Origin of the sequence: Pseudoalteromonas sp. S327 (assembly GCF_005886415.1) — a bacterium.
GTDB classification, from domain to species: domain Bacteria; phylum Pseudomonadota; class Gammaproteobacteria; order Enterobacterales; family Alteromonadaceae; genus Pseudoalteromonas; species Pseudoalteromonas atlantica.
The window spans coordinates 16030-40788 of the sequence record NZ_PNDP01000046.1 but is presented as its reverse complement, the minus strand read 5'-3'; the positions used below and the strand labels follow the sequence as shown (position 1 = coordinate 40788).

The 24759-nt window shown below is 41.0% G+C and carries 22 protein-coding genes and 1 tRNA gene; 6 read left to right on the top strand and 17 right to left on the bottom strand.

Features of this window, described 5'->3' with window-relative positions:
* Positions 1 to 235: 235 nt before the first annotated feature.
* From ybgF to CWB60_RS14775, 11 genes are all read right to left on the bottom strand, one after another.
* Positions 236 to 985 (bottom strand): tol-pal system protein YbgF, encoded by a 750-nt coding sequence (gene ybgF, locus CWB60_RS14825; protein ID WP_138579698.1) that lies wholly within the window; start codon positions 983 to 985, stop codon positions 236 to 238.
* A gap of 13 nt (positions 986 to 998) precedes the next feature.
* Positions 999 to 1541, bottom strand: coding sequence for a peptidoglycan-associated lipoprotein Pal (gene pal / locus CWB60_RS14820; protein WP_004587277.1), 543 nt, complete (start codon positions 1539 to 1541; stop codon positions 999 to 1001).
* A 36-nt stretch (positions 1542 to 1577) separates the two neighbouring features.
* Positions 1578 to 2936 (bottom strand): Tol-Pal system beta propeller repeat protein TolB, encoded by a 1359-nt coding sequence (gene tolB, locus CWB60_RS14815; RefSeq protein ID WP_138579697.1) that lies wholly within the window; start codon positions 2934 to 2936, stop codon positions 1578 to 1580.
* 9 nt (positions 2937 to 2945) lie between these two features.
* On the bottom strand, positions 2946 to 3872 hold the full coding sequence (gene tolA, locus CWB60_RS14810; RefSeq protein ID WP_024032176.1) for a cell envelope integrity protein TolA: 927 nt from the start codon (positions 3870 to 3872) through the stop codon (positions 2946 to 2948).
* Positions 3873 to 3876: 4 nt separating this feature from the next.
* Complete coding sequence (gene tolR, locus CWB60_RS14805; RefSeq protein ID WP_004587274.1) at positions 3877 to 4308, bottom strand: protein TolR; 432 nt, start codon at positions 4306 to 4308, stop codon at positions 3877 to 3879.
* Positions 4295 to 4999 (bottom strand): protein TolQ, encoded by a 705-nt coding sequence (gene tolQ, locus CWB60_RS14800; RefSeq protein WP_004587273.1) that lies wholly within the window; start codon positions 4997 to 4999, stop codon positions 4295 to 4297. The genes tolR and tolQ overlap by 14 nt, the downstream gene beginning before the upstream one ends.
* 1279 nt (positions 5000 to 6278) lie before the next feature.
* On the bottom strand, positions 6279 to 7286 hold the full coding sequence (gene ruvB / locus CWB60_RS14795) for a Holliday junction branch migration DNA helicase RuvB (protein ID WP_004587272.1): 1008 nt from the start codon (positions 7284 to 7286) through the stop codon (positions 6279 to 6281).
* 7 nt (positions 7287 to 7293) lie between these two features.
* The gene (gene ruvA, locus CWB60_RS14790) at positions 7294 to 7911 is read right to left on the bottom strand and encodes a Holliday junction branch migration protein RuvA (protein WP_138579696.1); all 618 of its coding nucleotides are present in this window, start codon (positions 7909 to 7911) and stop codon (positions 7294 to 7296) included.
* A gap of 2 nt (positions 7912 to 7913) precedes the next feature.
* The gene (ruvC, locus tag CWB60_RS14785; protein ID WP_004587270.1) at positions 7914 to 8438 is read right to left on the bottom strand and encodes a crossover junction endodeoxyribonuclease RuvC; all 525 of its coding nucleotides are present in this window, start codon (positions 8436 to 8438) and stop codon (positions 7914 to 7916) included.
* Between the two features lie 128 nt (positions 8439 to 8566).
* A complete protein-coding gene (locus tag CWB60_RS14780) occupies positions 8567 to 11068 on the bottom strand; it encodes an ABC transporter permease (RefSeq protein WP_138579695.1) in 2502 nt (833 codons plus the stop codon).
* Positions 11058 to 11771 (bottom strand): ABC transporter ATP-binding protein, encoded by a 714-nt coding sequence (locus tag CWB60_RS14775; RefSeq protein ID WP_138579699.1) that lies wholly within the window; start codon positions 11769 to 11771, stop codon positions 11058 to 11060. Before CWB60_RS14775 ends, CWB60_RS14780 begins: the two co-directional genes overlap by 11 nt.
* On the opposite strand from CWB60_RS14775, the gene CWB60_RS14770 reads away from it, so the two are divergent.
* From CWB60_RS14770 to CWB60_RS14760, 3 genes are all read left to right on the top strand, one after another.
* Positions 11772 to 12395, top strand: a complete 624-nt coding sequence (locus tag CWB60_RS14770; RefSeq protein ID WP_024032180.1) for an arylesterase — start codon at positions 11772 to 11774, stop codon at positions 12393 to 12395.
* Positions 12396 to 12556: 161 nt separating this feature from the next.
* Positions 12557 to 12633: transfer RNA gene (locus CWB60_RS14765), tRNA-Pro, on the top strand.
* Between the two features lie 90 nt (positions 12634 to 12723).
* Complete coding sequence (locus CWB60_RS14760; RefSeq protein ID WP_054983647.1) at positions 12724 to 13047, top strand: DUF2845 domain-containing protein; 324 nt, start codon at positions 12724 to 12726, stop codon at positions 13045 to 13047.
* A 58-nt stretch (positions 13048 to 13105) separates the two neighbouring features.
* Here CWB60_RS14760 and CWB60_RS14755 read toward each other — a convergent pair whose 3' ends face one another.
* The 3 genes from CWB60_RS14755 to CWB60_RS14745 form a co-directional block, all read right to left on the bottom strand.
* On the bottom strand, positions 13106 to 13354 hold the full coding sequence (locus CWB60_RS14755) for a hypothetical protein (protein ID WP_004587250.1): 249 nt from the start codon (positions 13352 to 13354) through the stop codon (positions 13106 to 13108).
* 165 nt (positions 13355 to 13519) lie between these two features.
* Positions 13520 to 15088 carry a type 1 glutamine amidotransferase family protein gene (locus CWB60_RS14750; protein ID WP_138579694.1) on the bottom strand — a complete coding sequence of 523 codons (1569 nt, stop codon included), beginning with the start codon at positions 15086 to 15088 and terminating at the stop codon, positions 13520 to 13522.
* 186 nt (positions 15089 to 15274) lie between these two features.
* Positions 15275 to 17782, bottom strand: a complete 2508-nt coding sequence (locus tag CWB60_RS14745; protein WP_138579693.1) for a UvrD-helicase domain-containing protein — start codon at positions 17780 to 17782, stop codon at positions 15275 to 15277.
* Between the two features lie 297 nt (positions 17783 to 18079).
* Here CWB60_RS14745 and CWB60_RS14740 point away from each other — a divergent pair, with 297 nt between their 5' ends.
* The 3 genes from CWB60_RS14740 to CWB60_RS14730 all read left to right on the top strand — a co-directional run bounded on the left by CWB60_RS14740 (position 18080) and on the right by CWB60_RS14730 (position 20304).
* Entirely contained in the window at positions 18080 to 18664 is a 585-nt protein-coding gene (locus tag CWB60_RS14740) for a hypothetical protein (protein ID WP_024032189.1), read from the top strand.
* A gap of 64 nt (positions 18665 to 18728) precedes the next feature.
* Positions 18729 to 19643: a M14 family metallopeptidase gene (locus tag CWB60_RS14735; RefSeq protein WP_055255320.1), complete on the top strand. Its 915-nt coding sequence runs from the start codon at positions 18729 to 18731 to the stop codon at positions 19641 to 19643.
* A 250-nt stretch (positions 19644 to 19893) separates the two neighbouring features.
* Positions 19894 to 20304 carry a hypothetical protein gene (locus CWB60_RS14730; RefSeq protein WP_138579691.1) on the top strand — a complete coding sequence of 137 codons (411 nt, stop codon included), beginning with the start codon at positions 19894 to 19896 and terminating at the stop codon, positions 20302 to 20304.
* Positions 20305 to 20322: 18 nt separating this feature from the next.
* Here the strand turns inward: CWB60_RS14730 and ccoG are convergent, their stop codons facing one another.
* The 3 genes from ccoG to CWB60_RS14715 form a co-directional block, all read right to left on the bottom strand.
* Positions 20323 to 21705, bottom strand: a complete 1383-nt coding sequence (gene ccoG / locus CWB60_RS14725; protein ID WP_121637276.1) for a cytochrome c oxidase accessory protein CcoG — start codon at positions 21703 to 21705, stop codon at positions 20323 to 20325.
* Between the two features lie 144 nt (positions 21706 to 21849).
* Positions 21850 to 23268: a sigma-54 interaction domain-containing protein gene (locus tag CWB60_RS14720; RefSeq protein ID WP_138579689.1), complete on the bottom strand. Its 1419-nt coding sequence runs from the start codon at positions 23266 to 23268 to the stop codon at positions 21850 to 21852.
* 57 nt (positions 23269 to 23325) lie between these two features.
* A complete protein-coding gene (locus CWB60_RS14715) occupies positions 23326 to 24645 on the bottom strand; it encodes an ABC1 kinase family protein (protein WP_138579687.1) in 1320 nt (439 codons plus the stop codon).
* Between the last annotated feature and the right edge of the window lie 114 nt (positions 24646 to 24759).

The window sequence follows — 24759 nt, the reverse complement described above, 5'->3', positions numbered from 1 at the left end:
ACTGAGCTAATGACCCGCTCTTTTTGCCGCATTTTGAGTGGGGTAACCATTCGTTTGCTGCGGGCGCTTATAATACTTATTTATAAAATGAGTGCAACCGAAAATGTCTCTTTTTTTCAGTTTTTATGCCTAGGTGAGCAAAATTAAAGCGTTTGTGCTCAAACTACATGCAAATACAAGATTCGCCGAGTATTTCTATGTAGTTTGAGCTTTAAATACACCGCTTAAATGCGTCCTAATTAGCTAGACGCTCGGTTGCAAGTTTTGCAGCAGTTGTACTTGGATATTGGTTAATTAGATCACCCAATATTTTTTGTGCCTCTTGATTTAGGCCTTGCTCTTGTAAAAGCGTGCCTAACTTTAACATGGCATCTGGTCGTTTATTTGAGTTTGGAAACTCATTAACCACAACTTTAAAATGCTCACTTGCTTTTACACCATCATTTTTAATGGTCAGCAACTGCCCAAGCCAATAATGTGCATTAGAGGCATACACAGAATTAGGATAGGTTGTTAAAAATGTTTGAAACTCAGGAATAGCTTGGTCGTAGCGTTTATCTTTCATTATTAGCGCTACTGCACGCTCATACGCTTCGTTTTCAGATAAGTCACTGCTATAGGTTTGTGCGTCATTCGATTGCGTGTAATCGGTTGCAGGCGCAGCAGCGGGTTGTGTATACGCTTGGCTAACGCGGTTTTCTATTTCTTGATAAAGCTCACGCTGGCGCTGAAGTACTTTTTCAAGTTTATAACTTTGCTCTTCAGTAACACCGCGAATTTGGCTTACTTCATCTTGAAGTAGATTAAGTTGTTGCTGTAATTCAACTTGTAATAAGTTTCGCGACTGCATCATGTTTTCTAGTGACGCTAAACGCTTCTCTATGCTCGACTGTGAACTTGCAGCTTCTGAAACAGGAGCGGGAGCAGCCAAAACTTGGGTGCTCCCGCTCAATATCATGGCTGCCAAAATAATTTTCGGCTTCATAATATCTCTTATCTTAGTAAACTAGTACCGCACGGCGGTTTTTAGCGAAAGCTGACTCAGTGCGAGATTTAACCATTGGTTTCTCTTCACCGTAGCTAACTACTGACATTTGGCTAGCAGAAACACCTAAGCTTTGTAGGTATTTTTCTACAGCTTGGCCACGGTGCTCACCTAGTGCAATGTTGTACTCAGGCGTACCGCGCTCATCAGCGTGACCTTCAATTAATACTTTTACTGAAGGGTTCTGAACTAAAAACTCAGCATGTGCACGAAGTAATTCTGCGTACTTGTTCTCAACAGTTGCTTTGTCGAAGTCAAAGTAAATAATTTGTTCTTGACGAAGCGCTTCATACTTTTGACGAAGTTGCTCTTCTGCTTGTTGTTCAGGTGAAATTGTTGCTACTTCAACTGTATCCGTGTTTGTTGATTGCTCAACTGCACTTTGATTTGATTGGTTAGCTGCGCCTTCATCAATATCTGAAGATGAGCTACAAGCGGCTAATGTCATTACTGGCACAGCGATTAGCAGGCCTTTAAGTACTTTGTTAAGTTGCATTGAGTAGATTCCTATTTTTGAGTAAACCAGCAAATATTACTGTAAATATGGCGACCAAGCTGGTGCCTTTACTTGTCCGTCTAGCACGGGTAAACGTGCTTTAAAGCGACCGTCCATCGATACCAGCGCGAGTACCTGTTTATTATTATGAAGCGTGCTATAAATGATCATCGAACCGTTTGGCGCTATGCTCGGTGATTCATCAAGGCGAGTTCGCGTTAATACTTGAAACGCGCCTGTAGCCAGCTCTTTCTTAGCAAGATGGTACTGCCCGTTGGTACGGTTAACCATCACTAATTCTTTACTGTCTGGCGTTATAGAACCCGCTAGGTTCATATCGCCGTCGAAGGTCAATCGTTGTGACCTACCAGTTCTTAAATTTAACTTATAAATCTGGGCATTACCACCCCTTTCAGATGTAAACACAATATCCTGGCCATTTGGATACCAAGATGGTTCAGTATCTATACTACGGTGGCGTGTAAGGCGTGTTTCTTTACGGGTTGCTAAATCTAAAACGTAAACTTCGGTTGCACCTGTTTTATCTTTAGAAAGCACCAATAACATTTTTTTGCCATCTGGTGAAAACTGCGGTGCACCGTTAATACCGCGGTAACTAGTGATCAGCTCACGCTTACCTGAGTATAGGTCTTGAATGTAAATTTGGCTTTGGCGGTTTTCAAACGTAACATACGCAAGCTTAGTACCATCTGGTGACCAAGCTGGCGACATTAACGGCTCTTTTGAGCGCAATAATACTTGCTCGTTAAAGCCATCGTAATCGGCAACCACTAATTGGTATGGCTTAGGTTGGTCTTCACGTACGATTACATAAGCAATTTTAGTTAAAAACGCGCCTTTTTCACCGGTTAGCTTTTCATATACTACATCGCTTATGCGGTGTGAATAACGGCGAAAGCCACTTTCACCAATTACGCTTTCGCGCGCTTCTAAAATATGATCTTGGCTTTTTACTAGTTTACCGCTGCTCATCATTTGAGTTTGGCCACCGGTAATTTGCCCACGAATAACATCAACTAATTCGTAGCGTACTAAGTAACGCCCATCAGTTTGTTGCTCTACCTCGCCTACTACAACCGCTTCTACACCTTGGTTTACCCATGCTGCGTAGTCAATGTCGCCGTCTTTATTAGGAAGCTGTGGCATTTGAGCTACATCTACTGGTTTAAATTTACCACTGCGCATTAAATCGGCAGCAATTACATCGCTCAATTTTTGTGGAATTGGGCCAACACCGTTGTATTTAAAAGGCACAATGGCAATAGGACGTGCGCCGTCTACACCTTCAGTTATTACAATTTCAAGTGCCGCATTTGCTACACCCTGAAATCCTAATAATATAACTACAAAGGCTACTTTAATTTTGCTGAACATATCATTCCTTTAAAATTCTGGCTTGATTGTTAAATTAATATTCTTAAGTTGCTCGAATACGTCTTTGTCTTTAGATACAGGTAATGTATCGGCCATGCGCACAGCTCTAAGTGCAGCTTCACACACTAGCTTATCACCCCCTAACGATTTAACTTGCGTTACTAAACCATTAAACCCAAGACGAATATTTACTCGACACTGTTGGTTTTTCATTTTTTCATCAATCAGTAAGTTTTGCTGAATGCGCGCCATAATTAAAGCACGGTACTTATCAACTTCGCTCACTACTTGCTGTTGGCGTATTTTACTACGTGCAGCCTGTTCTTTAGCAAGTTGTTCTTGTAACATTTGCTCTTGCAGCGCTTGCTGACGTTTACGCTCAGCTTCTTTTGCACGTTCTTTAGCTTCTGCTTCACGCTTTTTACGCTCTGCTTCGGCTTTTTTCAGTGCCTCTTCTTCTGCTTTGCGTTTATCTGCAGCAGCTTTAGCGGCGTTTTCAGCCTCTTGCTTTTGCTTTTCAGCTTGTTTTGCTTTAGCACGCTCTTTTTGTTCAATTTCGCGCGCTTTTTTAGCTTCAGCCTCAGCTTGTGCTTTTTCTTTCTCTTTTGCTTTGCGCTGTTGCTCTAGCTTTTTAATATTACGCGCTTCGGCTTCACGCTGTTTACGCGCATTGGCGGCTCTGCGTTCTAAGTCACGAATGCGTTTATCTTCAGCGCGTTTTTTAGCATCTTCTTTTTTTTGTAGCTCAGCAATTTTTTGCTCAACTTGTTTTTGATCAACCGTGACCGCCGAAACCGCATTATCAGGCTCAGGAATAGCCGAATTAAGAGTCACTTCCATTACTTTAGGTGCCGGTGGGTGTATATTTGCAGTTGCCCACAAAAAGCCCCCTAAACCTAAATGTAAAAGTACTGACTTGATTATAGAACTATTCATGTTACTACTGTGTCCCCTCAAAGGATTCTGTCATTAAACCCACAGATGGTACGCCAGCATTCTTTAAAAAGTCCATTAATAACAACACTTCTTGGTAAGAAACCTTACCAGAGCCTTTAATCATTACTGGTACATCAGGGTTTTTCATTAGCTGAAGCTTAATAACCGCGGCCACATCAAGTGCTTCCATTGGTTCCTCTGGATCAGTCCCTATGCTTACATAGTACTTACCTGCCGAGTCAATTGAGGCAATAATGGGCGGCGTGTCTTTAGTATCAACTAAATCCGACTCTTCCATTTTTGGTAAATCAACTTTTACACCGTGAGTAATAAGCGGTGCTGTTGCCATAAATATAATTAGCAATACCAACATTACATCAATGTAAGGTACTACATTAATTTCTGCGACCGGACGGCGCTTCTTACGCTGATACATTCGCTTTAGCCTCTATTTGGGTAGCTGCTTGACGGTGTAAAATATTGGCAAATTCTTCCATAAAGTTGATGTAGTGTGATTCTAGTTTTTCAACTTTATTAGCAAAGCGGTTATACGCAATAACAGCCGGAATAGCCGCAAATAAGCCCATTGCCGTTGCAATAAGTGCCTCAGCAATACCTGGCGCTACCATTTGTAATGTTGCTTGCTTCACTTCACCAAGTGCAATAAAGGCATTCATAATACCCCACACCGTACCGAATAAGCCGATATATGGGCTAATTGAACCCACTGTCGCTAAAAACGATAAGCTCGATTCTAGTTTTTCAATTTCACGTGACAGTGCCACACGCATAGAGCGATGCGTACCTTCCATTACAATGCCAGCACTTTGAAAGGTGTTCTTTTTATGGCGTGCAAACTCTTTAAAGCCTGATGTAAATAACGCTTCAATACCATGAGATTGACCGCTACGTGATGAGATTTCGTTGTATAGTTTGCTTAAGTCGATACCTGACCAAAATTTTTGTTCGAATTTTTTTGCATCAGACAAGGCGTCGCTAATTGCTTTTTTACGCTGAAAAATAATTGCCCATGACATAACAGACATAGCTACTAGCGCTAGCATTACTAACTGCACAAGCAAACTGGCTTCTAGAATTAGATCTAAAAAATTAAGCCCTGATCCCACGTTAAACTCCTAAATAATTTCAAAAAACGTCAATTTGGTTATTTTGTGTAAATAAGACCATTGTAACGGCCATAAGTTGCATCTAGTGTATCGAGTCAAGGGTTTACTGACAACGATATTGCTATGAATTGGCAACAAAAAACGTTAAACATACGCTTAATCGCTTGTTTGTTTCTAAAACGCGACTACCGCGTTTAGTAAAACACAACTTAATACTACAAAAGTGCGTAAATATACGCAGTAAACTTAATAAAACGCACCGTTTATTCATAAAAAGTGCATAAGCACGCAAAAGTAATTCACGCCACTTGGCATGTACTAATATAACTAATACTGTAACAATACAGCTCAGACCAGTTATTTATTAATTTTCAGCCACTTATAAAGTTAACGAATAATTAACGTACAAGTTTCGAACAACAAAAAAATTCATCAGATTAGTTTTTCTTATCTGAAATTTTAAATTTTCTAGTTTGAACAAAAAATGCTTATTCCGTATTATTCTCCCATACCGAGCTTACGCACTGAATGAAACATTTTTCATTAAGCCAAGTTCTTAGTAATAGGATTTTTAATCGTATTACATTGTTTTACTCTTTTTGGATAAAACCTGATTAAGTAAAACGTAGTTCCCTGGATTACTTCCTTCAACTTGTTGTTTGCCCGCATTATATGCGGGCTTTTTTTTACCTAAATTTTACCGTCAACTTGGCATGCAATAAGTATAAATTACACAATCTGTTTATTTACCAACGGTGTATTTACTATCTTTTTTTACCCGTTTGTATCTTTAAATTATCTACTTTCAGATAACAAGCATGTTTATAACAAGGTAAAACTTATTAACACAATTAGCGCCACGTCTAATCTCTTATGTTGCTACTGTTTTAAAGCTAACTGGTTTTAATGGTACGCAGCATAGCCACGCCAGTCTTAACGTTAAGTGAATTACAAAACGATTTTAATTTATTGGTTACATTTGCAACAAAGTGGATGAAAGCTGAGTAAGTTTTAAAAAACTATACTAATTTTCTTAATTAAGTGAGCTATGTTGAGGCTTGAAAAACGTGTTGATAGCTAGGCAAAAAATTCGCTATTTCGTTGTTCTTGGCAATTGCTCCTGCACTGCTATACCTTCTGCATACAGTCGTAAATGAGAGTTTTTAACGCAGGTAGCGACACGTTTGCCTCGCAAAATGATTAAGTGTTATTGCAAATTGATATTACATTTAACAGAGGAAGTAGCCCGCTACATTTACTGTAACAGGCTAAAGAGGGGTTAATCTTGTTTTGGGAGTAAACCAAAGTGATGATACGCATTGTCTGACACAATTCGCCCGCGCGGTGTGCGCTGTATAAAACCTTGTTGAATTAAAAACGGCTCTATTACATCTTCAATGGTTTCTTTTTCTTCGCCTATGGCGGCGGCTAAATTATCTAGCCCTACAGGCCCACCCATAAATTTTTCGATAATGGCAAGTAAGTATTTACGGTCCATGTAATCAAACCCGCTTTTATCTACGTCAATCATATCAAGGGCAAGCTCAGCAACGGAGGCATTTACTGTACCATCTGATTTTACTTGCGTGTAATCGCGCACACGGCGCAATAAGCGGTTAGCTATACGCGGTGTGCCTCGTGAGCGTTTTGCAATTTCGGTAGCGCCATCGTCGCACATTTGTAAATCTAGGTAATGTGCAGAGCGCCCCACTATATGCGATAAGTCAGCTACCGAGTAAAACTCTAAGCGCTGCACTATACCAAAACGGTCTCTAAGTGGTGAGGTAAGTGAGCCTGCGCGTGTTGTCGCGCCAATAAGCGTAAACGGCGGTAAGTCTAATTTAATAGAGCGTGCAGCGGGGCCTTCACCAATCATAATATCGAGTTGGTAATCTTCCATTGCGGGGTAAAGTATTTCTTCAACTTGTGGGCTGAGTCTGTGTATTTCATCAATAAACAGCACGTCGCCTTCTTCAAGGTTGGTAAGCAATGCAGCAAGATCGCCGGCTTTTTCAAGTACTGGGCCTGAAGTGGTTTTAATACTTACATTAAGCTCATTGGCAACAATATTAGCAAGCGTGGTTTTACCTAAGCCCGGCGGGCCAAATATTAATAGATGATCGAGCGCTTCACCGCGGCTGCGCGCTGCCTCTATAAATATTTCCATTTGCTGCTTAACATGCGGCTGACCTTTGTAGTCGGCTAAAAGCTTGGGCCTTATTGCGCGGTCTATGGTGTCTTCGTTGGTTTTTTCGCTCGCGTCAATTAAACGATCAGCTTCAATCATAGGTTACTCACAACATTGATTTTAAAGATTCTTTAATAAGAACCTCAGTAGACATATCGGGTTTACTTACCGATTTTACTGCTTTTTGCGCCTGTGGCAATTTATAACCAAGCGCAACAAGTGCCGATACGGCATCGTCTGCAGCATTATTGGCAATTGTTGCATCGCTAGGAGGCTCTATAACGGCATTATCGCTAAATGGCGTAAATAAATCGTTACCCCAATCTTTTAAGCGGTCTTTCATTTCTAGCACTAAACGCTCAGCGGTTTTTTTACCCACACCCGGTAATTTAACCAATGTTGTGGCATCTTCGTTGTTTACGCAACTAACAAATTGCTGCGCCGACATGCCCGACAAAATAGCTAAGCCTAGTTTAGGGCCCACACCATTTGCTTTTAATAGTTCTCTAAAAAGCGCGCGCTCGGTTTTATTATTAAAGCCAAATAATAGTTGTGCGTCTTCGCGTACTACAAAGTGCGTGTACACTATGGCGTTTTCGCCAATACTGGGTAAGTCGTAAAAACAGGTCATGGGCATTTGTACTTCGTAGCCTACGCCGCTTACTTCTAATAAAATTTCGGGCGGCTGCTTTTCAACTAAAATGCCATTTAAACGGCCAATCATATTTATTTCCTTAAACGTCCTCTAACGGTTTTGCTTGCGCTACCCGCTAGTTTTATTAAATTTTGTTCTGAGTGCGCATGGCAAATTGCAATAGCAAGCGCATCGGCCGCATCGGCTTGCGGTGTGCCAGGTAATTTTAAAATATTTTTTACCATGTGTTGCACTTGCGATTTATCGGCGCCGCCATTGCCTACCACGGCTTGTTTAATTTGCCGTGCTGAGTATTCAAATACGGGTAAGTCGGCCATAGAGGCTCCCACTATGGCGGCTCCTCGGGCTTGGCCAAGTTTTAGCGCGGCATCCGGGTTATGCGCCATAAATACTTTTTCTATGGCAAAGGTTTCGGGGGAGAACTGCTCTATTATTTGCGTGATCCCTTGGTAGATCATTTTTAATCGTATGGGGAACTCATGCTCGGCTAATTTAATGCACCCGCTTCCTAAATAGGTAAATTTAGCGCCTTGATGCGCAACCACACCATAACCGGTTAAACGCGAACCTGGGTCTATCCCTAAAATAATGGCCAAACAGCACACTCATTATTGTTATTTTTCAATAACGGTAATAATGCCAGAGCACTGTATAAATTACCAGTGGCGAGTAAAAACAAAAACGCCCGCAACTTAGTGCGGGCGTTTAGCGTTAAAAGTATAGCTTAGGCTAAAGCACGTACTAAGCCTTGGGTATTTTGTTTAAGTTTACGGGCAATCATAAAGTAGCCAAGCGCGGCTACAAACACCCCGCCCGACACAGGCCCTATTAGCCAAATTGCTGGGTGCAATTTACCGGCTAAGTCAAACATTTGCTGCTGAACAATCAGCAAGGCTACATCACTAAATAATGCAGCTACAAACCCGGCTAAGCCACCTAATAGCAAAAACTCATAAAGCGTCGCATTTTTTATTAACCGCCCTTTGGCGCCTAACGTTCGCAGTATTACTATTTCTTGCATTCGCTCGCCAAGACTCGCTTGCACCTGAGATATAAGCACTAATGCACCACACAAAACCACAATAGCAAGCACAAAGCCAATAGCTAACGACACCTGCTCAATGGTTGATTGTATTTGCTTAACAAAGTTATCTACATCGATGGCGGTAATGGTTGGATAAGTGCGCAGTAACTGGCTAAACGCTTTCTTTTGCTCTGGCTCTATACGTACAGATGAAATATACGTTGCCGGAAAATCTTTTAGCACGTCGGGGCTTAAAATAATAAAAAAGTTAGGTTTTAGCGTCGCCCAATTTACTTTACGCACACTGGTAATTTTGGCGTCAAATGATTGCGCACCAATTAAAAATGTTAAGGTGTCGCCTATTTCTACGTCTAGGCGCTCCAGCATGGACTCCTCAACCGATGCCTCACCCACTGCGCCTTCGCCAAACCACTGCCCTTGCACAATTTCGTTTTGGGCTGGTACATTATCAAGCCAGGTTAGATTAAGCTCACGGCCAATGCCTGAACGCGCTTCTTCATCTTTTTTCTCGTTATCTTGCAACGACACTTTACGCGCAACAAGCTCGCCATTTACCGCATTTACACGCCCACGAATGGTTGGATAAAAATCCGAAACTAAAATATCGTTCTCTGCTAGATAATTATTTACAGGCTCAAGTTCGTTTTGCGTAATATTAACTAAAAATGCATTAGGCGCATCGGCGGGTAATTGAGACTGCCAATCTGAGATCATGTCATTTTTAAGCACAATCAAAAACAATAGCAATTTTATCGCCAATGAAAAGCTAATAAGCTGCACCGCATTTACGTTGGCACGTTTTTGTATAGAAGCAATAGCTAACGACCAACTGTTGCTCGGTTTTAAGCCTAATTTACGACCTCCGCCAAATATTAATTTTGAAATAACAAATAAAACCGCAATCAAAGCAAGCGTAGAGACAAATAAAATAAGCGTTATTTTAATGTTGTTACTAAATAACCACATTAATAAAAACACCGTAAGCGCGCTTAAACCTAAATGCACACGGCTTACGGCTAGTCTGTCGCCTAAATTACGGCGCAATACTCTAAGCGGTGGAATATCAAATAAATCAAGTAGTGGCTTAATAGAGAACATAACTGCACATATAACGCCTGTGCTAATGGCCACCAGCCAAGGTTTAAACCCGGCGGCAGGTAAGCTCATATCCATGCTTTTTGCTAAATAACCAGTGGCTATTTCTTGTAAACCGTAGCCTATGGCTAAACCCACAATAACCGCTAAAGCACACACCATGAGTAAGTGCATAAAATATATTTTACGAATTAATGCACGGCTTCCGCCAAGTGTTTTCATCATTGCTACGGGGTCGTATTGGCGCTCACAATAACGCTTTGCCGACACAGCAATAGCAACCGTAGCCAAAATAATGCCCAGCAAACCGGCCAGTAATAAAAAGCTTTCTGCACGGTTTAAGCTATTTGATATGGGCGACTGCCTATCTTTTACACCATACCAACGTTGGTTTTCAGCCATTTGCGGCTTTAACCATTCATAAAACCGGGTTATATCTGATTCATCGCCTGCATAGAGTTGGCGATAATTTACTCGGCTGCCAGGTTGAATAACCTCAGTTTTTGCTACATCAGCAATATTTATAAGCACTCTGCGGCTGCTCGAAAATACATTAAACGGCGCATCTGGCTCTTCAACCACCACTTTTTCTACATTAAATACTGCTGCGCCTAGCTCTACTTGGCTGCCAATATCAATATTTAAGCTGTAAAAAACCGATTCACTTAGCCACACATTGCCAGGCTTTGGGCCGCCCTGCGCTACTTGTGTTTCGCCAAGCAATGATGATTTTACTTTTAACTCGCCTTTTAACGGGTATTCGTTAGACGCCGCTTTTACCGAGGTAAATTGCATCTCGTCGTTGGCAAATAACATGGTATCAAAGTAGATCATTTGCGCAGTTTGTAAGTTTTCTTGTTTGGCTTTGCTAATAAACGCCGTATCTAGCTCATGGGCGCTTGCCAGTACTCTATCTGCGGCGATAAACGCGCTACTTTTTTGCGCTATGCTTTGTGCTATTCGCTCAGTGACCATAGACAGTGTGAGCACCGTTAATACCGCCAGCGCAATGGCGGCACTAATTACCGTTAGTTCGCCGCGGCGAAATTCACGCGCAAATAATTTAAGTGCTAACTTAGCCCACATTCGCTACGTCCTCTTTTGAGTTTTTAACTAAGCAGCCCGCTTCAATTTGTACAATATGCTGGCACTTTTGCGCAAGTGCTTCATCGTGAGTTACTAAAATTAGCGTTGTGCCGTGCTGCTGGTTTAAATCAAATAATAATGACTCCACCATTTTGCCGTTTTTACTGTCTAAATTTGCAGAGGGCTCATCGGCAAATAAAATTTTAGGTGTGCCAATAAAAGCACGGGCAATGGCTACACGTTGCTGCTCACCACCAGAGAGTTGCGATGGGTAATGATCAATACGATGGCTCAGTCCCACTTTTTCTAATAGGGCTAGAGCTTGCTCTTTAGCATCGCTTTCGCCAGCAAGCTCTGCCGGCAGCATCACGTTTTCAAGTGCGGTTAAGCTTTGTACCAACATAAAAGATTGAAATACAAAACCTACTTTTTCAGCACGCAATGCCGCGCGTTGCTCTTCATCTAATTTATGTAGCGGCTCGCCATCAAGGATAATTTCACCACTGCTGGCGGTATCTAGCCCCGCTAATAAACTTAATAACGTGGATTTTCCTGAGCCAGAGGTGCCAACAATAGCAACTGACTCGCCATGCTTGACATTAAAGCTGATGTCGCTGAGGATGGGCAACTCACCTTCGAAGGTAGAAACTACTTTAGACAAACCATTTACTTGAATAATATTTAATTGAGAAAGCGCTGACATATGACTCATTCAATCCTACGTTTTGTATTCGTTTTATTTTTAGTTATCAAACCACTTAGTGCGGCGGCCGACAACACGATTTTAATACTTGGAGACAGTTTAAGTGCAGCCTATGGGCTTAAACAAGAGCAAGGCTGGGTTAAATTGTTACAAGATAAATACGATGCAGAGCAGCGTAATATAGAGCTAATTAATGCCAGTATTAGTGGCGAAACTACCGGTGGAGCTTTACGCAGGCTAGATGCCTTACTAGCGCAATACCAACCAAGCCATGTACTTATTGAGCTTGGTGCTAATGATGGTTTACGTGGTTTTCCGGTAACAAAAATGCAGGCCAACTTAACGGATTTAATCGAAAAAAGCCAAGCTGAAAATGCCATGGTCGCGTTAATGGAAATTTATATACCCCCTAATTACGGGCCGCGTTACAGTAAAATGTTCACTGACAGTTTTACACAAGTAAGTGAAAAAACAAATGCTCATTTACTTAACTTTTTTATGCTTAATGTGGCAGATAAGCCAAACTTAATGCAAAGGGATCAATTACATCCAAATAAAGAAGCACAACCGCTGATACGCGATGAAATGTACGACTCGATCAATCAATGGCTAAATAAAGATTAGGGCGTGTTGTTTGGTGGCTTAACATGCGCTGCACGGCATGTGCTTACTAAGGGCGATACGCCCTTAGCTTAAAGTTTTTTAGCTCATTTGCACAATAAACACGCAAACAAACAATCACTTATTGATTTTTAATAAAATATACGTACTATTGCAAACAACGTCGGTATGTAGCGCAGCTTGGTAGCGCACTGTCATGGGGTGTCAGGGGTCGCAGGTTCAAATCCTGCCATACCGACCATTTAACCTCCTCTTTATTTCTTTTTCACTGTCATTTTTCTGTATTACCTTGTATACCTAGCATTAAATACTATGTGTTTAAGGATGACTTATGAAAAAACGTATTGTGTTTCCTCTGCTTTTATCTCTTTTTATTTCAAGCTTTGCGTTTGCCCAAGGTAGTTTTCGACTTAAAAACGGAAATCTATTAAGTGTGGGTAAAACTAAATCTGACATTGTAGCTGTAGTGGGCGCACCACTTTATAAAGATGTGCTTAATGAAGCTGTTGATATTGGTAATGGCGACAAATTAGTTAAAACAGAAGAGTTTACTTATAAACTAAAAGGCTCAATTGGTGGGATGTACATTGTATTGATCCGTTTTGAAAATAATATTGTGACCAGTATTAGTTCAAAACAAGTCGACAGGCTTTAAATATTTTAGAGTTAGTTTTAAGCAGTTAAAAGCGCCATACGGCGCTTTTTAGTTTTTATTAGTGTGTACGCCCTACGCCGTTACGCACCATGTCTTTACCGTTTTCAAATACCTCGGCTGTTATGCCACGCGCCAGTAATAACTGTTGTTTGTCGTCGAATACTGCAACAAAATGGCTGCCGTCTTTATTGCTTGTAGCCATACCTACACCCGATACACCTTTTAAGCCTAAGCCGCCGTTTTCTACCATTACTAAAAAGTTCTCTAGCTCTGCTAGGTTGTCGATTATGTCGTGCTCGTTATTCATAAATTGCTCTTTGTAAAATCTGCTTGGTTACTGCCTATTCGCAAAACGTAACCACCAAATTAAGCGAATAGGTATAAATTACTTGGGCGCTATTTTAAAGCCCATTAAAATAAACATAAACCTTTGTATCGGGTTATTAAGTATATTTAGTACTAGCGCTTAAGGTTAAAAGCGCTCTACATTCAGTGACAAATTACTTAACGCGCAACCATACGGCTGGGTATTAATGCGGTAATAATGCGTATTTTTTGTGGCAGTTAAATTTATTAAAAGGTCATCTTGTTGCCCTACCGCACTTTGCTCTTGGCTTAGGCACATAGCTTGCGTAAGCGAGCGTAGTTTTGAATCGGTTAAAATATTGGCAAAACGCTGCACCGGTAAAGGCGGTATTTTAATAGGCGCTAATGCTTGGCTAATGGTGCGCTCGCTAAGTTCAAACCCGGCATTAGTAATATCTATTACACTGCGAGCAGGCCAGTACGAGTAGTTATAGCTGTTTGCTTTTTGCTGCGTACTTAAATGCGCAACCCCACTTTGCCCTATTACGGTCATTAAATTTCCTTTGTTGGATTTAATAACAACAAGGGCTGTGTTTTCATCAATACCAAAACCGTGCTTAATATCACCGTTTTTTTGCTTTGCGGTATTTAATGTACTGGCTAAGTTTAGCGTTTGATTTTGCTCACTAAAGCGAGTGCTGAGTGGCCCATAGGTAAACGTGTTTAACCCGTTAAGTGCATTAGGCTGTGGGGCAAGCTTTGCTTTTAATACCGCTTCGCTTTGGTGCTGTGAGAGATAGACGTTTTCGCTTTGTATTTTGCTTCCTGCACCTAGCCCTACAATAACAGGGCGAGTTTTAAGCGCGTTAGTCCAAGGGTAGGCAGTATTATTTTCATCATACAGTGCTTTTAAAGCATTTTTAGCCGTGCCGTCGCTAAATAAAACACCGGTACTGGTGTTTATTAAATTAACTAACGCCTCAACCCCATTATTACAAAGTGTTTGCTCAGCCTTTGTGAGCTCGGGGTATACATTGCTGCGATTATACAAGTTCATTTGTGAGTGACGCAGCGCCGGTAAATCACTACAGGTATTGTTAGTAATTGCTTTAGCAAGTGCAGGTGTAAGCGACAACCATTGGCTGGTTACACCTTTTGGTAAAAGCGTTTTAAGCGCCTCTACCTGTGCGTATGGGTCGCGCTGGGCTGCGCTAATAATTAATAAGGTGGGTGTTGGGTTAGCAACCTTTAAGCTCCCCGCTATAAATTGCAATATACCGTTGCTTTGTAGCTCAGATTTTGGGGTGGTGTTTACATGAGGTTGTTCGAGCATATCAAACACAAAGTTAAACTCTTGCTTTGTTAGGCTATTAAGTTGCTCGTTGTTTATATCGCGCCATTGCCAAAGCAGCTCACTTTTAGAGACTGCGTTTACATTTTTGCTACTAAGGGCACGTAAGGTATTTAAAACATTTGCTTGGTTATTTGAATTGTTAGTAGGCCAATTTAACTTTATTTGCTCAAGGTTAGCATTGGTTACCTTAAACACGCTTTGTGACTTTGAGTTATTTTGCGTATTGCAACTTTGCGCCGCATTAGCACTGCAACTATTAATTGTACTACCGGCTAAAATAAGGGTTTGCTCTTGCTGCTGGGCAGCCCCTTTAAATGAAAATAAAGTAAATAAAACGAATATAAAGCTCACTCGCTTAGTAAAAAAAGCACGGGTACGCATAACGCTCTCAAAAATGATCTAAATAGGCGTTAAGTTTAACAGCATGTAATGGCAGGCTAAATAGTAAATGTAAATCGTCAATGTTTGCGACACATGGCATTAGTGTATAAAGCTAGTTTGACTGCTAGTTACAAAAGCGCGATGTGCGTTTTACGCAGCCAATACTCTTACATTTAATCATTAACCTTACTTATTGTGCTTACTCTGTTTTACAAACAAATTAGAGGCTATATCAATAGGGTAATTATCGTTAATTAGTTCGCTAATAAATTCAGAACACGCAGATGGCGGAGCAATTAAATAGCTTTTATGCTTAGCGCGCGTGATCCCTACGTACAATAAACGTCGCTCCTCTGAATGATTAAAGGTATCTTGTGCGGGCAATAATGCCTCAACAAGTAAATTACCCGGGTTATTGCTTGGAAAACCTAACTTGCCCTGCTCAAAACCTATAATAATACAGTAATCGGCTTCGAGTCCTTTAGAGCCATGCAGTGTCCAAAAGTGCAGTGGGTTAGCAAAGTTGTTACCTGCTAAATGCTGCTCTACCTCATTAAGCATAAACCGATAGCGGCTCAATACGGCAATACTGGCCGTGTTATTATTTTTATTAATTGTGGCTATAGTTTGCTGCACTTTTAGTGCTACTGACTTTTTACCTTGATGTAAATCGTCAAGTAACACAACTTGAGGGGTGCTTACTTGCGTATGTGTGGTGATGTGCTTTTTATATTGTTCAGGGTTTTGCATTACAAAGCGCCCCGCTACCTCACTAATACTGCTGTTATATCTAAACGTTTTTTGCAATAACGTGAGTGAGTGACTGCCTATTAAATCGTTAAACTGTGTGGTGAGCGCCAAATTACCGCCTGAAAACCGATAAATAGCCTGCCAATCATCGCCAACCGCAGTAAAACAAGGTTGCGGACCACTCTTTATTAACGTATTTAAAAACGCCATGCGTGCGCATGAAATGTCTTGAAATTCATCAACTAAAATATGGCGCCAAGGTACACTTACCTCCCCCAATTTAACCGCCTGAGCTGCGCTTGCAATCATGTCGTCAAAATCAATAGCATCTTGCTCTTTTAATTTTTCGTAGTATGCACGCTGCATTGCCACCAATAATGTTGCATAACTTTTATGATTTATAATGCCACTTTTAGCTATTCGCGCTGCAATTTGAGCGTTAGATAGTTGCTCACCCCGTATTGCGCTTAGGCAGTTTAAGTACTTATTTATATTTTGCTTTAACAGCCCTGTTGCAGATAAACGCTCGTACACTGCGTGGTTATCTACGGGGTTAATGTGTACTTTATGTTTTTGTAGTTGTGCTTTTAAACGCTGCTCAAGCTGACCTTCTTGCCAGTTATAATGAAATGTTTGCACCAACGCATGGCCCTGTTTTTTATGGTGCGCGCGTACATATTTAATATGCTCGCTATTGTGCAAGTTAGCCGCGTGCTGCACTGAATTACCTTGCCTATCTGTCACAAAATGCGCCAAGTAAACCTGGTGCTGTGGCAAGTAAAAATCGGCGGTGTCATCATTTTGGTAAGTGTGTTCAATACCATACATATAAAGCCAGTTGGCAATTAATAAGAGCTGATAACTGCTTACTTTTAGCCCCGATAGGGTGTGATAGGTTTGTGCTTTTAAGGCGGTTTTAGTTGCGATTCTAGTTTCGGTATTGAGGCTATCAGTAGGTTCATACAGTGTCTCAACAAAAGTTTTACAAAAACGTGAGTCTGTTTTTAGGGTATTACCAAGCCACTGTGTAAACCATTTATTAAGCGCCATAGCATCGTTTGCAAAAGGCGATAAACTACGTGTTTTATTAGCGCTTTGCAGTAACTTAAGCCCCAGCGCATGAAAGGTTAAAATAGTAGGCGGCGTAACGTTTAAGTTTGCTTGTTGCGCCCTTAAATTAAAGCGTTGATTTAATTCGTTTGCTGCATTTTTATTATAAGCAAGTATCAATATTTGCTCGGGTTTTACACCACCATGAGCAATTAAATCCAGTGCCTTTGCAACCATTACTGAGGTTTTGCCAGTGCCTGCGGCCGCTAGCACTAAATTTTTGTCGTTATTGCGTATAACAGCAAGGCGTTGCTCGTGTGTAAGCGGGTTTGATTCAACCACATTATAAAAGTCGGCTCTTGCCGTTAGTGTTTTTTGCTCATAACTTTTACGTAGCTGCTCTGTGGCATGCGCTACTGTTGGTGAGCTACTTAAAATAGTTAAAAACTTAATATTAATGGCCGATAAATGCTGCTGCCATAGTGCAGGTAAAGCGCCGTACTGCTGTGCCAGTGAAAACACCGCCGATTTTAATAACGGCACGTTTGAGTCGCGAAGATACTCGTTTGTTGCATAACGTTTTACAAGCGTTTTTGCTGTGTTCACTTTTTCTTCTAGGTGATTGGCAAAAACGCTGTTTAGCTGCTCACTAAGCGTTTGAGCCTGCTGTTTATTTAAAAAGCTAATTACCGTTTTTTTATTATGGTTGAGGGTTATTTTCCCGCTAAACAGACCTTTTTTAAATTGTGTAAAATTAGTAAAGTCGCTAATTAAATAGGCGCGTGAAGTAGTATTTTTAAAATGTATAACGAGTGAACTTTGCTTAATAGTAACGGTGTTAATACGCGTAAAAAAACGCCCTAACCAGCTTGGAGTGGCAATAAACTGCGCCATAAAACCTTGAATAAACTAAAATTAAAAATAAATTTTATCACAGTTTAAACGCCAAGGCGCGCCCCGCCTTAAAAGTGGCTGCGTGGTTAACCAAAGCAAGTACAAGCAGGCCTTATAAAGAGCCCATAGGCTGTGTACATTGGGTGTTTAAACTGCGGTAAACACCTCCTAAAACAATCAACTCGTCTTAAGTATTTACTCTAAACAGGTGTTTAAATTTGCTTAAACTTTACGTTTGAATATTGAACAAATTGCACTATTAGTTTAATGTGAAGCTTTTATTAAACGAGAAATAATATGGATTTAACTAAGGAAGAGTTAAGTTTTATTTCGTCTGTTGTAGGCAGTAACAAGGACAATACAAACGATAACTCGCAGCTTAGCTTAAAAACGGCTTTACCAGATACACTAAAAGGTTTGTTATCTCACGCTAAATTAACCATGTTAGCTGAGGTGGGCCATTATCAGTTGTGGTTTCCGCTTGAGTTTAAGCTCAACGATGACGGCTACTTAAACCCCGTACTGAGTGCGCCTGAGGTAATTGATACCGAAGGTGTAGACAGAAGCTGGCGTTATTCAGACCTGCATTTACAAAGCGAGCGCTTTTATGTACTTTCGCTCTCTAGCAGTGGCGTGCTATTAAAGCCGCGCGATCATCGCTATAGCCTTACCCACGCGCAACATATTACGTTTAAACTACCCAATAAGAAAAAAGTCACTCTACTTATAGATTTAGTCCGTAAAACTAATTTAGGCTATGCCGCAAAAATTGTCAGTATCAAAAGTGGTAAAGAGGCATTACGTGAGTATTTATTTGAAAAACATAAACGTGAAAACGCCACCTTGTACGAAAACACGGCAGGTGTAACCGAGCATTTCTAGTTGCAGGCTTGTAATTGCAGCGATAAGCTAACGCCTTTATAAAGCGACAAGTTAAAGGCAAACAATGAGCGACACTTTATACCCAATTGGCACTCCTAATAAACCATGGAACGACAGTGATAAAGCAGCATGGTTACAACTTCAACAAAAAAAGCGCGATTATAACCAGCTCGTAGTCAGTAAAATTACCCAGCCTAACGAGTTTTTAGATGTTGAGCAGTACGGCGAATTAAATTATTCGCCGCTTAGCTTTGCACTTTATTTATTTAAAAGTAAAAATTGGCAAAGTGATCGCCCTACCGTGTTAATTACTGGGGGTGTGCACGGCTACGAAACAAGTGGCGTTATGGGTGCGCTGGCATTTGCTCAAACCGCTGTTGCACCTTATACAACGCGTTTTAACTTTATTATTGCACCTTGTATTAGCCCGTGGGGTTTTGAAACCATAAACCGCTGGAACCCAGAAGCTATTGATCCAAATCGCTCTTTTTACGATAACAGCCCTGCCCAAGAATCTGCAGCTATTATGAAATATGTAGCCTCGCTAAACACTGAGTTAGTTGCGCATATTGATCTGCACGAAACCACAGACACAGACAACAGTGAATTTAGACCCGCTTTGGCGGCGCGCGATGGTAAAATTAACACCAACTGGAACATACCAGATGGTTTTTATTTAGTGGCTGATAGCAAAAAACCAGCACCTGATTTTCAAAAAGCCATTTTAAATAGTGTTGAAAAGGTAACGCACATTGCCCCCAGTGACGAAAACAATCAATTAATTGGTGTACCGCAGGAGCAATTTGGCGTTATAAATTACGCCGCACGCGAATTGGGCTTATGCATGGGCTTTACCAATGCCCCTTATGTAACGACAACCGAAGTATACCCAGATAGCCCAACTGCCTCAGATGAGCAGTGTACTCAAGCGCAAGTTGCTGTTATTACCGGCGCGTTAGATTATTTAAAGTCACTTTAGTGGCTTTTAATACCCATGTGCAATAATACTTAATCATTTTGCGGGGCTAAACGTGTCGCTACCTAGGTTAAAAAACGCTCATTTACGGCTGCATGGATGCAGAAGGTAGAGCAATGCAGGAGCAATTACCTAGAACAACTAAATAGCGAATTTTTTGCCAAGCTATCAACATGTTTTCTAGCCTCAAAATAGCTAACTTAATTAAGTAAATTGGTATAAGTTATAAACTAATTAAAATTAGGAACCTACGATGAAGTATAAAAATAAGCATGCTGAGGTAACTTTATCCTTTGAGGGCAATATAATTATTGCCCAATTTAGCGGAAATTTAGACCTAGAGCTATTGGCCAACTTCAAAGCCGCCCTTTTTGATAAAGTGGCTGAATTTGAAGGTAAGCAATGGGGTTACATAAGCGACTCATCGTGTGTACTTGCAGCTACGCCCGATGCAGAGCAAGAAATGGTCGCCATAAGCACACATATGCAGCACACTAACTGCTTGATAAGTGCATTTGTCCTCACCTCCCCTATTGCTATAAGCCAAATGCAGCGAATAATGCAAAACGCTAAACGCGATGTAGATTTTAACCAATGTTTATTTGATAACCTAGATGCTGCAAAACGTTTTATTTCATCGCAATTAAATAATGGCGTGAACTAATTTTAGCCCAAGCCATTGCTAGTTTTTATAAAACTGGCTTGTTTTAGTAATCGCTATATCAGGGTTTTCTACAGCGGTAATAACAAAGCTAACTGGGGTCACTTTTGTTGCTATGTCGTAGCCATCAGCGGTGACTGTAACCGGAATTTTTTTCATCACTCCTGGCAATACCAAAATAGAGCTTGGCGCACTAAGTGTGGCCACAGGTAGGCCTTCAATGGCTACGCCGTAGTGCAATGGCTGCTGGGTTTTATTAATAATAGTGAGAGTGTATGGGTTTTCTACCAAGCCTTCATAATTTACACGGTATAATGCGTTTCTGTCGCGCAGTACCGATGCCTCTATTGGCGTACGTTGCAATACCCACGCAATCATAGAAATAAGTAATACCCCTGTTAATACACCATACCCCACTAATTTAAGCCTAAATGGATTGGTTTTTTTACCTTCTAGCTGTTTTTCGCTGGCATATTTAATTAACCCTTTTTGATAGCCAAATTTATCCATAGTGTCGTCACAGGCATCAATACATAAGCCACAATTTATACACTCGTATTGCAAACCGTTACGAATATCTATGCCCGCGGGGCATACCTCTACACATAAATTACAATCAACGCAGTCGCCTAAATTAAGGGCTTTAGGATCAGCTTTGCGTTTACGAGGGCCTCGGTTTTCGCCGCGCTTTGCATCGTAGCTCACTACCAATGTATCTTTATCAAACATCACCGATTGAAAGCGAGAATACGGACACGCCACGTTACACATTTTTTCGCGTAAAAAGCCGGCATTTCCATAAGTACAAAATGCAAATAAAAACACCCAAAAGCTGGTAATGCCCGACCACTGTAAGGTAAACATTTCAAGGTATAAACTTTTAGCGGGTATAAAATACGCCATAAACGACGTTGCAGTAAGCAGCGATATAACAAGCCACGCAGCATGTTTGGTTATTTTTTTACGCCACTTTAATGCACTCCATGGTGATTTATCTAACTTTATACGCTGATTACGAGTACCTTCTATACGTTGCTCAACCCAACTAAACATTAACATCCAGATTGTTTGGGGGCAGGTATAACCACACCACACGCGGCCAAGCCAATTCGTGACAAAAAACAAAGCAAACGCGCCTACCATAAATAGCAGCGCTAAAATCATAAAGTCTTGCGGCAGTAAGGTTAAACCAAAAATAGTAAACTTTTGCGTGGCTACATCAAGTAGTACGGCTTGCTCACCTTTGTATTGAATCCAAGGAATGGCAATAAACATAAGCATAAGTAACCAACCAAGGTTACGGCGTATTTGTTGGTAAAAGCCTTTTTGCTCACGAATATAAATAGGCCCTGGTGTGTTATAGGGCTTGATGATCATATCTTCTTCTTTAATATCAAACTTCATAGTAGCTACTTAATAGTGACGGTATTAATGCTGCTTTTGCAACTTTCAGACCAAGCTGAAACTTTAATTAAGTAATTGATATTAAATATATTTATAAATTAGCAATAAAATTCATTCGCGATATTTAACGAATACCGCGATATATCACGTATTTTTGCTTATTCCTAGTTTGCGCATTTTTGAGCGCAAAGTGCTCTCGGGCAGGCCTAATTTGCAAGCAGCGCCTTTATCGCCAGATATTTGCCACTGTGATAATTCAAGCACCTCAATAATGTGCTGTTTTTGCGCCTCTGCAAGCGTAAGTGATGTATTTACAGCTGTGCTTGCATCGCCATGCAATGGCTGACTAAGTTTAAGGACAGTATGTTTAGTTAAAATAGCTTCGCGCTCTAGTACGTTTTGTAACTCGCGAATATTACCAGGCCAATCATAAGCTTGTAGTTGGCTAATCGCTTTTTTACTCACCCCTTTTATTTGCTTTGCTAAGCGTTTATTTAGTTGAGTAATTAAATTGGTGCATAAATAAGGAATGTCTTCTTTGCGCTCTTTAAGCGCGGGCACTTTAATAGGAAACACATTAAGGCGGTAATATAAATCAATTCGAAAGGTGCCTTTTTGCACCATTTGCCATAAATCACGATTGGTTGCTGCCAATACTCTAATATTTACCTTAAGCGTAGTACTACCGCCAACCCGTTCAAACTCTTGCTCTTGTAATACCCGTAGCAATTTACTTTGCGCTTCTAATGGCAGCTCAGCAACTTCGTCTAAAAACAGTGTGCCTTTGTCGGCCAGTTCAAAGCGGCCTTTACGTCGCTCGTTTGCACCGGTAAACGCACCGCGCTCGTGGCCAAATAATTCAGACTCCAACAAGCTTGGCGTAAACGCTGCGCAGTTCACTTTTATAAAAGCTTGATTACTGCGTTTACTTAACCGGTGTAAGTTACGCGCCACCAGCTCTTTGCCTGTTCCATTTTCACCTAAAATTAATACTGTGCTGTCGGTTTCGCTAACAAGTTTAATTTGCGCCAACATAGCTTGAAAAACATGGCTTTGGCCAACTAAGCCTGAGTCTTGCCAGTCTTCGTTAAGCTCTGCAATTAGGTAGTTATTTTCATCTTGCAGCTGCTCACTCAAATGCTTAACTTGCTCAAGCGCTTGCTTAAGCTCGTTTTGGGTTTGCTGCTGCGCCGATATATCGCGAAATAGCGCGACCGCACCAATTAACTCTCCTTGCCTGTAAACGGGGGTTGATGTGTATTCTACTGCAAACGAGGTGCCGTCTTTGCGCCAAAATACTTCGTTTTTAACCTCGCGGCGTTTGCCATCAAACATGGTGCAATATATTTGGCATTCATCGGCTGGATAAGGAGAGCCGTCGGCGTGGCTGTGATGATGATACTGATGTATTTTTTTGCCCAACAATTCTTGGGCTTGCCAGCCAGTCATACGTTCAGCTGCTGGGTTTACAAACACCGCATTGCCCGATAAATCAAAGCCGTAAATGCCCTCTCCTACCGCATTAAGTAAAAGTTTGGGGTCATTTAAAAATTGTTTTATCATTACATCGTCCTCGCGAAATATCACGATTATTATGCCATAAAGTGACGCGCTAAACAGTTAAATAAAGTGGCCTTTAATATAAGGCTTAAATAAAGCGTTAATATCTATTTTTGCATTTAACTTTGCCGCAATTAAATAAAGCCCAGCTAGCTTACGATGAATAAACAACGCATCAACGGGCGGTGTATGCCATTGCTGCGACTGTGCGCTCAGCTCTAGCCCTGCATTTTTAATATTCGTTGCTAAGGGGCTGTTTTTAAAATCAAACTCGCCAGTGGTTCTTAGCGGCTCACACGCCATTAAAAACAAATCAATAACATGGCTTTTGTAAGAATCTAGTAGGGTATCTTTAAAATAACCTATTTCACGTGCTGCGCTTAACACGCCCGCCCTATTGTTTTCAGTGCCTGCAATAAATAGTGACAGGTAAGCCTTGCTCAACTTACTCGAGATCTCTCGGGTTGCCCCAAAGTCAAATAACACAATTTGCTTACTCTGGGTCTGATAATGAAAATTAGCAAAGTTAGGATCAGTTTGAATTAGCTTAAACACAAACATTTCTTTAAAAAATAAATCTATGAGCCTAGCTGCAATGTTATTTTGCTCACCTTGAGGTAAATTACTAAGCGCTTCTATAGGCGTTGCTTGCACATACTCCATTGCCAAAATGCGTTTAGTGTTGTGAACGCCATATACTTTAGGCACTTTAAAATTAACGTGTTGGCTTAGCAACTCACCGTATCTTTTAAGGTAGTGTGCTTCGCGTTCATAATCAGCCTCGGCAAGTAGCTGCTCTTTAGCCTCATTTATGAGTGGCTGTATATCAAGCTCTTTAGGGATTAACCGCGCAATGTTTAATAGTGCAATAACATTGTCTACATCGCTATGTACACTTTGCGCTATACCTGGGTATTGAATTTTTACCGCCAGCTTTTCACCATTTTCTTGATAAGCTAAGTGCACTTGGCCAATAGACGCCGCTGCAAATGGCCTAAGTTCAATATGCGAAAAACGATTAAGCCAGTTTTCACCCCATTCACTTTTAAGTACCTTAACTAATTGATTGTGCGGCATTGGGTTTGCATCAGCGCGAAGCAATGCGAGTAATTGAGTAAGTTCAGGACTTAATACCTCGCCAGCATCCATAGACAGTAATTGCCCTAGTTTCATGGCAGCACCACGAAGGTGTGCTAGCTGAACAGCTAGTTTTTCTATGTTTTTAGGTTGTAAGAGTAAAGCTTTATTATTCCAACCATTACCCGAGAGCGCACTTTTAGTGCCATCTATAAGCATGTTGGTTGCAACACCACCGGCTAAGGAGCCAAGCGTTGCAAAACGAGAGAGTCTTGAGGTAGGTATGCTGCGCGAAGCTGCCATTATAAAAACCTAATTAGCCTGAGAAACAGGCTAATTAATACGTACATTTTACTGGGCTCGATCTAATTAACCAAACGTTTTGGTAATAAAACTATCGCAAGCAGTGTGCTGTAC